The organism is Psychrobacter sp. 1044, assembly GCF_904846525.1.
Classification (GTDB): Bacteria; Pseudomonadota; Gammaproteobacteria; order Pseudomonadales; family Moraxellaceae; genus Psychrobacter.
In genome coordinates this window covers 1-13,169 of sequence record NZ_CAJHAZ010000020.1, presented here as the reverse complement: position 1 = coordinate 13,169, position 13,169 = coordinate 1, and the positions used below count along the sequence as shown (strand labels likewise).

General features: G+C 40.7%; 12 protein-coding genes and 1 pseudogene. 6 read left to right on the top strand and 7 right to left on the bottom strand.

Annotation, left to right across the window (positions count from 1 at the left end; all coding sequences use genetic code 11):
- The first annotated feature begins 242 nt into the window (after positions 1–242).
- Positions 243–749 carry a hypothetical protein gene (locus JMX82_RS12310; protein ID WP_227676745.1) on the top strand — a complete coding sequence of 169 codons (507 nt, stop codon included), beginning with the start codon at positions 243–245 and terminating at the stop codon, positions 747–749.
- 103 nt (positions 750–852) lie between these two features.
- Here the strand turns inward: JMX82_RS12310 and sat are convergent, their stop codons facing one another.
- Positions 853–2,103, bottom strand: coding sequence for a sulfate adenylyltransferase (gene sat, locus JMX82_RS12305; protein WP_201540748.1), 1,251 nt, complete (start codon positions 2,101–2,103; stop codon positions 853–855).
- Positions 2,104–2,345: 242 nt separating this feature from the next.
- On the opposite strand from sat, the gene JMX82_RS12300 reads away from it, so the two are divergent.
- The 3 genes from JMX82_RS12300 to JMX82_RS12290 all read left to right on the top strand — a co-directional run bounded on the left by JMX82_RS12300 (position 2,346) and on the right by JMX82_RS12290 (position 5,359).
- The gene (locus JMX82_RS12300) at positions 2,346–4,037 is read left to right on the top strand and encodes a nitrite/sulfite reductase (RefSeq protein ID WP_201540747.1); all 1,692 of its coding nucleotides are present in this window, start codon (positions 2,346–2,348) and stop codon (positions 4,035–4,037) included.
- Positions 4,030–4,650 (top strand): DUF934 domain-containing protein, encoded by a 621-nt coding sequence (locus tag JMX82_RS12295; protein WP_201540746.1) that lies wholly within the window; start codon positions 4,030–4,032, stop codon positions 4,648–4,650. The genes JMX82_RS12300 and JMX82_RS12295 overlap by 8 nt, the downstream gene beginning before the upstream one ends.
- Before the next feature lie 70 nt (positions 4,651–4,720).
- Positions 4,721–5,359, top strand: coding sequence for a phosphoadenosine phosphosulfate reductase family protein (locus JMX82_RS12290; protein ID WP_201540745.1), 639 nt, complete (start codon positions 4,721–4,723; stop codon positions 5,357–5,359).
- A 158-nt stretch (positions 5,360–5,517) separates the two neighbouring features.
- On the opposite strand, the pseudogene JMX82_RS12285 reads toward JMX82_RS12290, so the two are convergent.
- Positions 5,518–6,341: pseudogene (locus JMX82_RS12285) on the bottom strand (DUF817 family protein).
- A gap of 384 nt (positions 6,342–6,725) precedes the next feature.
- Here JMX82_RS12285 and JMX82_RS12280 point away from each other — a divergent pair.
- Entirely contained in the window at positions 6,726–7,676 is a 951-nt protein-coding gene (locus tag JMX82_RS12280; protein ID WP_201540744.1) for an acetyltransferase, read from the top strand.
- Between the two features lie 121 nt (positions 7,677–7,797).
- Here the strand turns inward: JMX82_RS12280 and JMX82_RS12275 are convergent, their stop codons facing one another.
- Together JMX82_RS12275 and JMX82_RS12270 are read right to left on the bottom strand one after the other, a co-directional pair.
- Complete coding sequence (locus JMX82_RS12275) at positions 7,798–8,040, bottom strand: WG repeat-containing protein (RefSeq protein WP_201540743.1); 243 nt, start codon at positions 8,038–8,040, stop codon at positions 7,798–7,800.
- On the bottom strand, positions 7,998–8,648 hold the full coding sequence (locus JMX82_RS12270; RefSeq protein WP_201540742.1) for a WG repeat-containing protein: 651 nt from the start codon (positions 8,646–8,648) through the stop codon (positions 7,998–8,000). The genes JMX82_RS12275 and JMX82_RS12270 overlap by 43 nt, the downstream gene beginning before the upstream one ends.
- Before the next feature lie 210 nt (positions 8,649–8,858).
- On the opposite strand from JMX82_RS12270, the gene cysG reads away from it, so the two are divergent.
- The gene (cysG, locus tag JMX82_RS12265) at positions 8,859–10,463 is read left to right on the top strand and encodes a siroheme synthase CysG (protein WP_201540741.1); all 1,605 of its coding nucleotides are present in this window, start codon (positions 8,859–8,861) and stop codon (positions 10,461–10,463) included.
- A gap of 116 nt (positions 10,464–10,579) precedes the next feature.
- Here the strand turns inward: cysG and JMX82_RS12260 are convergent, their stop codons facing one another.
- The 3 genes from JMX82_RS12260 to JMX82_RS12250 form a co-directional block, all read right to left on the bottom strand.
- Positions 10,580–11,590 carry a glycosyltransferase gene (locus JMX82_RS12260; protein ID WP_201540740.1) on the bottom strand — a complete coding sequence of 337 codons (1,011 nt, stop codon included), beginning with the start codon at positions 11,588–11,590 and terminating at the stop codon, positions 10,580–10,582.
- Positions 11,591–11,686: 96 nt separating this feature from the next.
- A complete protein-coding gene (locus JMX82_RS12255; RefSeq protein WP_201540739.1) occupies positions 11,687–11,968 on the bottom strand; it encodes a hypothetical protein in 282 nt (93 codons plus the stop codon).
- Between the two features lie 22 nt (positions 11,969–11,990).
- Entirely contained in the window at positions 11,991–13,079 is a 1,089-nt protein-coding gene (locus JMX82_RS12250; protein WP_201540738.1) for an alpha/beta hydrolase family protein, read from the bottom strand.
- Positions 13,080–13,169: the final 90 nt, after the last annotated feature.

Here is a 13,169-nt window from a genome sequence, read left to right as displayed (position 1 = left end):
AGTGGTTAACTTGGCATAAGTCATTTTATTAATTATTTTACAAGGCTTATTTTTTCTAAGTATTTTGCGCTATAGTGATGAGCAGACACTTTTGAGTAAGTAATGGTATTGCTTACTATATAGACGAGCCTTTATGTAAACGATACTATCTCTAATATCCTTACAGCCACGCTGTTAGGCGTTGCGTTTAGATAACGACCATTCCTCTTAATCACTCCTTTATCAAAGGTACTTAAATGATCATGTCTCCACCTCGTCACTCACGCTTTTTTTCGGTATTTTTCACCACATCGGCGGCTCTGTTTGCCTTAAGTGGCTGTAATAACGTGACACCTAGCGTGAATCACCAAGCCATAAAACAACCGATAGCCGATGTCATGCCAGCTGTGCAAGCAGTCGTTGGAGATTATGCTGATGAAGGTTATGAAAAGCGCGCGCAAGGCTATGATTGGGTTGGCGTCATGGTACGGGCAGAGAGTGATCAGCAAATCAACATAAAGGTTCGCGCCCGTAGCGATATTAAAAAGCCCAGTTGCCAGTTTGATGGCAAGGCGACATTAATGGGTCAAGATGACGCGCACGGCATTATTTTCCAAAGCAAAGTCAATGACAGTACGGCATTCTTTCAATTTAAGGACGATAAACTGACTATTGATAGTCAAGATAAATACGCGCTTAACTACTTCTGCTCTGGCGGTGGCACATTGGTTGGTGAGTATCAAAAGCTGACAACAGATTTAGAGATTTAATAGATAACGAACGCTAGTTTAGGCAAGAGGCGTTGAAAACCAGTATTAAAAAAAGGTGTCAGACGATAAGTCTGACACCTTTTTTTATGCTGATAATCTTGGTTTACACCGCAGAGGCACCTACTAATTTCACTTCAGCACGTTCCTCTCTTGCGATACCAGCATAATAATCACGCAAAATTTGTAGTACTTCTGGACGGCTAAAGTTCTCTGGCACCACTTCATCTTCTGATAGCGCTTTACGCAGCTTCGTACCTGATACTTTAACGTGTTCAGACGCTTCATGCGGGCAAGTCTTGTCGGAAGCCATCGCATTACAGGCATTACACCAGAACGTCCAGCCAATTTTGAGTGGTTGAGTGATAAGATCATCTTTACCCACATGCTCAAAAATGGTTTGCGCATCAAATGCCCCATAATAATCGCCGACACCAGCATGGTCACGACCAACAATCAAGTGGCTACAGCCATAGTTTTGACGGAATACCGCATGCAGTAGTGCTTCACGTGGACCGGCATAGCGCATATCTAGCGGATAACCGGCTTGAATAACGGTGTCTTGTCTAAAGTAATTATCAATTAGCGTTTTAATGGCTTCTTGACGGACGTCGGCTGGGATATCACCAGGTTTCAATGCCCCTAGCAATGAATGAATCAATACGCCGTCACAGATCTCAATCGCAATTTTTGCCAAATACTCATGTGAGCGGTGCATTGGATTACGCGTTTGGAAAGCAGCCACTGTTTTCCAACCTTTAGCATCCAAAATAGCGCGGGTTTCTGCTGGCGTTTTGTAGATTTCTGGATATAAGGTTGGGAACTCGCCTTCGCTCAATACCTCGACACTACCGGCGATATTGACTTCGCCTTGCTCTAAAACTTGTTGTACGCCCGGATGTTCTGGGTCTGTTGTGGTGAATACTTGCTGACACTCATGCTCTTTATCGATGGTATAGGTTTCTTCTACGGTCAAGATACCCATGATTTCGCCGTCTTGAGCGACCAAGGCTACTTTATCTCCTTGGTTTAAGTTATCGGCAGTCGCTTTTGGTGCAGACAAGGTGATCGGAATTGGCCAAAACAAACCAGCGTTTTCACCACTTTGCAAGCGCATATTATCAACCACACCCTGCCAGTCTGCTTGATTCATAAAGCCATTCAATGGCGTAAAGCCGCCAATACCGAACATAATCAAATCACCACGCTCACGTGAGCTTAAAGTAATGGTCGGCAATGTACTGGCAAGTTTCAATGCTTGAGTGCGTGCCTCAGCATTCAACAATAGTGGCTTAAGCTCAGTGCTGCCATGCGGCGGAACAAGTTTTGATGGTTGCTTAGAGGTGATAGATGTCATATTGATTTATAACCTTTATGGGTAGTGATAAATTTGATAAGCATAGGCTACCTAACTTTCGTTATGAAAATTTATGCTGTGTTTGGATATACATATGTCTTAAAGGAATTTATGTTTATAGACGCAAGCTTATATGATGTGACTCTGAATGGTTTACCTTGCGACTGGCAATAAGACCGATTACACACGCAAATCATTTTCGTCACTGCTTTTAAGACTAAAAACAAAATTGAGATTACGTCATGTATCAATATAATTACGCTGACCAAACCTTGGTAGAAGAACGAGTCGCTCAGTTTCGCGACCAGACCGAACGGTTTTTGGCAGGTGAGCTGCCAGAAGAGCAATTTTTGCCGCTGCGATTACAAAATGGCCTTTATGTTCAGCGTTATGCCCCGATGTTGCGTATCGCTATTCCTTACGGGCTACTTGCCAGCTACCAATTGCGAAAATTGGCTGAAATCACTCGTAAATATGACAAAGGTTATGGGCACTTCACTACCCGTACCAATATCCAGCTGAATTGGCCAAAGCTAGAAGACGTGCCTGATATTTTGGCAGAGCTTGCATCAGTACAAATGCACTCGATCCAAACCTCGGGCAACTGTATTCGTAACACCACCACCGATCCATATGCTGGTATTCATAAAGAAGAAATCGCTGACCCACGTCCCTATTGTGAGATTATTCGTCAGTGGTCAACCTTCCATCCTGAGTTTGCTTTTTTACCGCGTAAATTTAAGATTGCCGTTATCGGGACCAATGATGACCGCGCGGCAACCCAAGTACATGATGTGGGTCTGCATATCAAAACCAACGATGAAGGCGAGATTGGCTTTGAAGTATTGGTCGGTGGCGGTCTAGGACGTATTCCTGTCTTGGGTAAAGTCATCAATAAGTTCTTGCCGCGTCAGCATCTGCTTAGCTATTTAGATGCTATCTTACGTGTCTATAACTTGCATGGTCGCCGTGATAAAGGCAGTAAATACCGATCACGTATCAAGATTTTGGTCGAGAGCATGGGCGGCCCTGCCTTTGCCAAATTGGTCAATGCTGAGTGGGAAGCCCACACCAAAGATGGTTCACTTACCTTAACTAATGAGAACTTTGCGACGGCGAGCAGCTTTTTTAGTGAGCCTGACTATGTGTCGTTTGATGCGCTACAGGTACAGTCGGACTTACAGCAGCAATTAAACGCTGATAAGGACTTTGCTAACTGGTACAACCAAAACACGGTGGCGCATAAAGTCGCTGGTTATCGTGCGGTCGTTATTTCGCTCAAAGCAGGCTTGGTCGATGGCAAATATGTGCCCTCTGGTGATGTCAGCGAGTCACAGATGGATGCACTGGCTGATCTGTCTGACAAATACAGCTTTGGTGAACTGCGTGGTACTTATCAGCAGAATTTGGTATTCGCAGATGTGCAAGCCAATAACCTTTATGAGTTGTGGCAGCAGCTAGCAGAGTTGCATTTAGCACGCGCTAATATTAATACCTTAACAGATATGATTGTCTGCCCAGGTTGGGACTACTGCTCGCTTGCTAATGCGACCACGCATAACATCGCTGAACAGATCGAAAAACAGTTCGATGATCTGGACTATCTGTATGATTTGGGTGAGATTCGCTTAAACATGTCTGGTTGTATCAATGCGTGTGCGCACCATCATACAGGTGACATTGGTATCTTGGGCGTCGATAAAAAAGGTGAGCATTGGTATCAGATCAGCATTGGCGGCAATTCCAGTGACGATGCCAAACTTGGCAAAATATTAGGTAAATCTGTCCCTGCTCTTGAGGTTGCCAATACCATACAGCAGATCGTCGATGTCTATGTAGACCTGCGAGCCAGTACCGACAATGATGTCGAAAGCTTTGGTCAATTGGTTGAACGCGTTGGTATTGATCCATTTAAGGAGAAGGTCTATGGCTAATCATCATATTTTGGACAGTCATGGCACAGATATCAGCAGTCAAGATAACTGGCATGTGCTCACTACGGACGCGCTACCAGAAAGTATTGTAGCGACAAACATTACGTTGCTTGAGTTGCTACAAAGGCAAGAAAAGCCCGATGTGATTGTACCGCTCTCTGATCTATTGGATAACTCAGGCGTGCAGGTCGGTGGTCTGATCAAAGAGGTTTATGAGCTGATTGTACAGCACAGTAGCCGCCTTGGATTGTGGGTGACGGCTGACACCGATGCTGATGCGTTAGAAGGTCTTAGTGAATTCTTATCAACGCAGGCGCTTATCGTGATTGATGTACCTAAATTCGCTGATGGTCGCAATTTTAGCTTTGCACGTACCCTACGCCAAATTGGCTACCAAGGCGAGATTCGGGTGGCTGGCGCGTTTGGCCGTGATCAAATCGCATATCTACTGCGCATGGGTGTTGATAGCTTTGTATTGAGCGAGCATGACATGCAGCCAGACTCTAAATTCGGTATTGAGCAAGCATTTACTGCCCTTGCCAGTAGTTATGATGGACAAAGTGCTTCGGATTTACCGATGTTTGCTAAACCGTCAGAACCCTCAATCGCCTAGCTTTAACACTGATCATAAATTTTAATTTTTAATCGACACTTTTATATTAACAACCATTAAGGAAGGTATTATGAGCCAATTACATCCAAGTTTAGACCTCGACCAAGCCAACCAAGCATTGCAAGGCAAGTCGCCTGAGCAAATCGTTGAGTGGGCATTAAGCCAAGCGAAAAACCCAATCATCACGACTAACTTCCGCCCATACGAGTCAGCGATTCTGCATTTGGTGGCCAAGCAGCGCCCTGACATCACCATATTGTGGGTAGACTCAGGCTACAATACTGATGCCACTTATCAATTTGCCAATAAAGTCATCCGTGATTTAAACTTAAACGTCATCACTTATATTCCTAAGCAAACAGCGGCGTATCGTGACGCGACCATGAACGGCATCCCAGGTATCGACAACCCACAGCATGATGAATTCACTGACCAAGTAAAACTGGAACCCTTCCGCCGTGCGCTAGATGAGTTAAAGCCAGATGTTTGGTTTAATGCGATTCGTAAAGATCAAACCGAATTCCGCCAAGGTCTTGATGTACTTAGCCTATCAAAAGATGGCGTCTTAAAAGTAGCACCATTGTTTGAAAACACTGACGCCGATTTAGATGTTTATCTCGAAGAGCATCACTTACCGAATGAATTTGATTACTTTGATCCAACGAAAGTAGAAGAAAGCCGTGAGTGTGGCTTGCACACGCAGCTTTAGGTATTTCGTAGTTTTACGATAAAAACACTTCTTAGATATAAGAGGTGTTTTTTTTATTGTCATAGTAGATTCAATATTCAGTCCCACAAAATTTGAATCTATAATCCAAGCGCTAGCGCTACTGCCAAAACAATGAGGACACACACACAATATCAAAATTATTGAGCTAACTGCCAACCGCCTTTCTCATCCCTTTTACCCATGACTGCCAAAACCAACACTAGACTTAACATCAGTAATAAGTACCAAGAGCCCAGCTTACCCCAACCTACCATATGCCATACATTTGCTTGTGACGGATAACGCCAAATATTGGTAAAAGTAGCAATATTTTCTGCCAACCAAACCAAAAAAGCGAGGAACAACAGTAATGGTAAAAATGGACATTGATATTGCTTGGTATCATGCAGTTGAAGATTATTTTTGTGATGGATTTGAAAAAACACTCTGGTTTTCCAAAATAAAACTACTGAAGCGATGAACAATATATTGCGAATATCAGGGACAAAAAACTTAGTAAAGAAGTTGGCATAAGAAAAAATAACCAATAAACTCACCCATAGTAAACTTGGTAAGTCGGTAAAAGAGGCATTAAACAATCTTAAGCCACGCGCTAAAAAACTACCTACGGCCGAATACATAAATCCAGCGAAAAGTGGCACAGTGGCACAGTGGCAATTCTAAAAATTGCTGGTTCAGGATAATACCAAGAACCAATTTTGGGATGGGTTAAAAACAGCTCCATTGCCATGGCCATGATATGAAAAATAGCAATGACCCATACCTCACGCGGCGTTTCTAATTTGAAATAAACCAAAAAGACTTGAATAATTAAAGCGTATCCCAACAAGAGATCGTAGCGATAGATGCCAAGAACCGACCAGCTTATTTGATGAGTCAGTACAAAAGCCAATAATAAAAGTATGCCAAACAAAGCAGACGCTAAACTTAGCGCGGCGCCACGCGGAATAATGTTTAACACCTTAGATTAGCACTACAATCATATTGACTACCGTTTATTGCTTTAACAGCTCGCTTCATACGCTATGGTGAACCATGACATACATCTTCCTCACAATAGCTTATTATGTAAAGTATTCATTAGAGGCCGCCAAACTATAGCAAATAGTCTGCTCAATAGACAATTTTCTATTATTTTTTAATATCTCTATCTGTATAAAGAAGTCAGCATTTGAATAATTAACGTTTCTTGAACGTTTTATTGTCTAACATTGCGGTATTCTATGGCTTGCCTCAGTGGCTGCTCGGCATTAAACCGACGCTATAAAGCCACATCATGGACAAAGCTACTCATCCTTTTTTATTTCCTTATAGGCACTCGCGCTCATCAATATGGATATTTATTATGTCTTTTATAAAAAAAATCGATTCACTCTATGAAAAACTGCACGATAAGCTACCAGCGGTAGGCAAGGCCGCCTCTTTTTTAACTGGTACGAGTGTTCTCACGGCCAATAGTGCGATGGTGGGTTTGCCCATCTGGACTTTGGGAGCGGCAAAAGTATTGACAGGAGCAAAAGCTGCGGATGATGCGCTGATTGCGATTACCAAATACTGGATTAATAGTAATAACGCCGTCATTGATCATGCGCTACCTCATAAAGACTGGCGCATTAACCTGCCTGACGACCTGAGCGAAGACAAGCAGTATCTATTGGTAAGCAACCATCAATCATGGGTTGATACCAGCATTGTGCAATATATCAGCCAAGATACGCTGCCTCTGACACGGTTTTTTACCAAGTTTAATCTGATTTATATTCCTGTTATCGGTCAAGCCTTTTATTTCTTAGACTTTCCGATGATGAAGCGCTTTTCTGCCAAAGCGATGGCCAAGAATCCAGAGCTTAAAAAACAAAACTTGCTTGAGGCTAAGCGTGCCTGTCGTCAATTAAAAGACAAACCTTTCGCGCTATTAAACTATTTGGAAGGCACGCGCTTTACTAAAGAAAAACATGACCAACAAAAATCCCCTTATCAGCATTTGTTAAAACCACGGGCTGGCGGTTTGTCATTAGCAATTAATGCGTTAGGCAATGAGTTGGATTCTATCTTGGACGTGACCATTGTCTACCCAGACGGCGCGCCTGACTATGATGATTTATGGAAAGGTAATATTCGCCGTTTGGGCGTCGATGTGACTCGCTTAAAGATACCAGATGAATTATTTGCTGCCATCATGGACGGCGGCTATGACCGTGATGAAACCACCAAAAAAATGATGTTTGATTGGTTAGAGGATATTTGGCAACAGAAAGACGCCCGTATGACTAAGATGCTGAGTGAGTTTGAGTAGATTTTGGCATCCGGTTAAAGATGTTTGATATTCTTACGCCTATCACATAAAGCAAATGCCTGACGTGATAGGCCAAGTTCATCACAAGATCAGACTTTAGCTTAGCGATAGGTTCTTTAAATCAATTCAGTCGCTGTCCTCGTTTATCGATAAAGTAGCCTTCGCCATCTTTATAAACATAAGCTTTGCCGTCAAGGAAGGAGTCAACTTGATCATAATCAAAGGGAATGATTGTCTGTCCTGCTTTATTTAGGTAACCACCTTTACCATTTTTATGAACTGCTACCAGACCTTCAGAGAACTCATCACTCAAGTTATAAATTAAAGGAATGACGATATTGCCTTTTTTATCAATAAACCCCAATTTCCATCTTTAGCAACAGCAACCAAACCTTCTATTAAGTAATTTACATTATCGTATTCTATCGGTATGACTGGCTTGCCTTTATCATTTATAAAGCCCCACTTATCATCTTTTTGTACACTAACCAATCCCTCTGAAAATCCACCTACTTCATCATATATTATAGGAATAACGACTTTATTTTTTTTATTGACGTAACCCCATTTCCCACCTTTACTGACGGCTATTAGACTAAATTCAAAGCTGGGACTCACTTCATCATATTCTATGGGGATTATTTGTTCATTCATTTTGTTAATTAAGCCCCACTTACCATTCAAGCTGACTCGCGATAATCTTTTAAAAAAAGCATTGGCATCATCATACTTAACTGGAATGACTATCTTATTATTCTTATCAATAAAACCATATTTATTATCTTGCTCTATTCTTGCCAGCCCTTCATAAAAATCATTCTCGCTCTCATACACCACTTCCTTTGTATCGTCTTTCTCTAATTTAGACTCTAAATTGGTTGCGGCTTGACCATTTAGCATCAAACCAAAGGATAATCCAAATATAGCAAAAGACTGTGTTATTGGTTTTCTGCAATTATTATTAGCAATCATGGTTCTTATCTTCACTATTTAAATTTCAAAACTGAAATTATGTCTTATATTGACTAAGACTGCACATTCTAATCTATTCCCTTTTACATCAAAAACCCTCATCAACATGTCAAAAACGAATATGCTAATGCCAATTCGCTACGTGAGCGTATGCCTGTGATACCTCATAATAGCGACATACCTTACATTGAATGAATTACAGGTAATCCTATGAACACCTTTCCCCTATTTTTTAAATTAGAAGGTCGCAAAGCACTGATTGTTGGCGGTGGCGATGTGGCACTACGTAAAGCGGATTTGCTCAGCCGTGCTGGCGCGTGCATCACTGTTCTTGCGCCAAATATCTGTGTTGAACTACAAGCCTTGCTCAGTGACAGTAAGCATGAGCTGATTTATGAGAATTATAATAAAACTTATATGACAGGCGCACGCGTTATCATTGCTGCCACTGACGATGAGACACTTAACCATCAAATACATGCTGATGCCACTGAGCTAAACATTCCAGTTAATGTAGTCGATACGCCGCATTTGTGCGATTTTATCTTCCCCGCGATTGTTGATCGCAATCCAATCGTGATTGGCATATCGTCAAACGGCAAAGCGCCAGTGTTGGCACGTCTATTACGCGCTCGCCTCGAAACCTTGATTCCACAAGGCTATGGTAAATTGGCAAAGCTTGCTGGGGATTTTCGTAGCGAAGTGAAAACTAAAATACCTACGCTGACAGGACGCAGGCAGTTTTGGGAAAAGGCATTTGAAGGTCCAGTCAGTCAGCTGATGTTTGCTGGTAATGAAGCTGAAGCGGCGGCACAATTACAAGCCGATTTAGATAAAACAGCATCACTTATCAGTGAAAAACATACAGAGAATGATATATCCACAGAACCTCAAACCCTACAGAATAACGTAGGCGAAGTCTATATCGTTGGTGCAGGCCCAGGTGACCCAGAGCTGCTCACTTTTAAAGCGCTGCGCCTCATGCAGCAGGCTGATATTGTCTATTATGATGCGCTCGTCTCACCGCAAGTATTGGATTTATGCCGCCGTGATGCTGATAAAGTGTTTGTTGGCAAAAAACGCAGCAATCATGCAGTAGCACAATTAGGCATTAATGAACTGTTGGTCAATAGTGCTAAAGAAGGTCGCCGTGTGGTGCGCTTAAAAGGTGGTGATCCCTTCATCTTTGGGCGTGGCGGCGAAGAAATTGAGAGTTTGCGTGCGCACAGTATCCCGTATCAAGTCGTACCTGGTATTACCGCTGCCAATGCTGCTGCAAGCTATGCCGGTATTCCATTGACTCATCGTGACCATTCGCAGTCGGTACGTTTTGTCACTGGATTTTTAAAGGCTGGCGCACCCAATAGCAATTTTAAGAGCTTTTTGAATACGGATGAAACAGTCGTATTTTATATGGGATTGCATTCGCTGGCGCGTTTGACGACAGGCTTGATTGATGCAGGGCGCAGTAGCAACACCCCAATCGCCATCGTCTCCAATGCCAGTATGCCCAATCAGCAGGTATTAACGGGAACGCTTGCCGACATCGTTGAGTTGCAAGAAAAAAACCAGCTACCCACGCCAGCCTTGCTCATTATGGGAGACGTGGTCGCACTCCATCATGATTTGGCTTGGTATAATTTGCAAAATCAGCAGCACAATCAAAACGTTAGTGATACCGATGATAATTGGTTGCGAGATGGTACTGCTGCAACGCCAAAAGATAAGGTCGTTGACCAACAAGCACATGCATTATCGATGATTGCTAATTTAGCTGAGAAAAATAATAGCTTAGAGCAGTTAGTTATTGGTTGAATTAAGGCTTTCAACTCGCACAAAAAAACCTACCATTAATTACTGGTAGGTTTTTGTATTTAGCGGGTAATGCTTGATAACTTATAATATAAGCACCTTTTTATAATAGAAGCGATCTATAACTCTATAAAATCTACGATATGCTGTAACCATTGATCGTAGTTATAATTCTCTAATACATGGTCACTCGCATAACGCATCATCTCTATCTGCTGCTTGGTATAGCCTTTAGAGAGCTGCGCAAATAACTCATCCGCCTGTTCACGACTTTCGATAACCTCGCACATCCCCTCAAAGCGTGTACTGACTGATACGCTAGGATTGCTCACCGCTAAGCGACCACATGCCATAATCTCAATTAATCGACGAGAAAACATACTTGGCGAGTCCGTCACGGTATTGACGTTAATACAGTGTGAATACTGACGGTATACATCACCCGTCTTATTATAGGGGACATTAGGAAATACTGTCGTGTTAGGTAAATCGGGATAGCGATACACATCTGGATTGCGATCTGAGTTGCGATCGATGATATCCAAGCCATAGGGGGATGCAGCACTAAATGTCATGTCCTGCCACTGTTGCCGAGCATTGTGGATATGCTTACTATAACTACCGATAAATAGGCTTTTACGATAGCGCGGTGGTGATGTAGCCGGATAATGAAACTTAGGTTGTACTGCAAAGGGTAGGACCCCTACTTTTACTTTATCACCCAATATCGCTTGGTAGCGTTCAACGCAGTTCGAGTCAACCGTCAGTATATATTTGAATAAACTGGCAGAATCAATAAACCGATTAAAGTGAGCGCCGTCTTCTTTATTCCAAAATACTGCTGGAATATTATATCTATCTGCCATTTCCAAAAGCTTGCGTAGCTCAACGTTATTACGTTCAGGATAGTCAGGGTAATTGGCTAACTTATAGCGCCATGCATCCTTATACCCTCGCCATACGGATTCGACCAATATGAAGTCAGGTTTGAATATCTTAAATGCCTGAAACCAGTTCTTATTTTTAATTTGGAAAACCTTTACAGAGCTTTCGTCCAATGCCAAAGAGGTTAGCTCATCGCTTATTAAGGCTATTTTAATATTATTAAAACAAGTAAATAAGTTTTTCATTATGTTATATCTACTCATTTAAACAATTAAAAAATTACTATAAGATGGTTATCAACTGCTATTCAAAATAACTACTTATTAATGCTATCTGTAAAGTTATATCTCCCAACTATCAATTGACAGCTTATCTGAATTGTAAGCTCTTATATTTTTATGCACTACATCTTTAATATAAGCCCTGATATAAAATATTCCATTCATACCTTTTATATCAAAATCAACTTTCATATTACTTGAATAGCCTACAGTATCTATTTTTTTACCATCCTTAAATAAATAGAATGCATAGTTATATTTAGATGGTTCAAAAAAATAACTATCAACTAAAAACTCCCCTAAGACTTTTTTTTCTACAGTAGATATAATTACATTAAACATAGTCAAACCTTATTTTTAATATTCAAATTTTACTGAGTGAATGATTTATAATCGAAACCAGCTCTTTATCTAGTTTTACTTTACTACTTTCTTTCAATGCACTACTAGCATAATAAATAGTTTCTCTATAATTTCCACTCTTGAAGTGCTTGAACGCTAAATTTTTATCAGTATAAGGAGATTTTAGCGAGTTATCAAGACGTACATTTCCATAAAAACCCTCTACTATATTTATAATAATATTTTTTAATTGCCTAGTATGATTCAAATGTAATAAAACCTCATGTCCAGCATTAGGAGCTTCTAGTAATTTTAGATTGGGATAGCTCGGAGCTACTACTTGGTCAAAAAAAACCTTGTCAACATTATTTTCAGGATCAAATACAACTAATGCAAATTTACTAGTAATGGGATTAGATTTCATATCTTCATGTAAATAGTCATGCTTACCAACTGCAGTAGTCATATTCTCTATCGAAGAATGAATAGGATTACGAGGAGCTGCCGCTATTACAACTCCATTAATCGCTCCAGCATAATATAAAGCACAATAACCACCTAAAGAACTACCATATAAGAAGGTTTTTTTGCCTCTAACAATTGGTTGAACTATTTCTCTAAATTTTTCGTAGCTTAGTAGCTGGTAGCAATTATTATCTTGCCTTACCCCAATAACATTGAAGCCAAGCTTAATCAAGAACCCTAAACCGAAAGGTAAAGTACTTATTTTAGTCCCGTCACCATTAAAAACAACAAAAGTAATTAAGGAATTGTTATTGTAGTAATCAAATCCAAATCCATCCTCATCTATAACTAATTCTTTCTCAGCGCTATATATTTTTTCATCCTTATCAACTACAAAGAACAAAGTAAAAACTTCAACCACATCATTTGTTCTATAAAAAAATCTAGCGGAATACTCTCCCGTTTCTATAGGTATCTGAAAGTTAACTCGAGATTCAGGAGAATAAAACAACTTATCAGTACCATTTTTATGGTATAAATAAAATGCATACTCTGTATCGGGTAATTCATCCGTTTCAAGAATTATCTTACCTTCAGAAATAGCTACCCTTCTAATAAGTTTAGCTACTTTTTTATTGATTTCCATTAGCTGCGCCTATAAAATATTAATTTAGATCTGTATTTGATCTATAAATGATCTTTAAAAAATAAATACAACTATATATTATTATTTTTT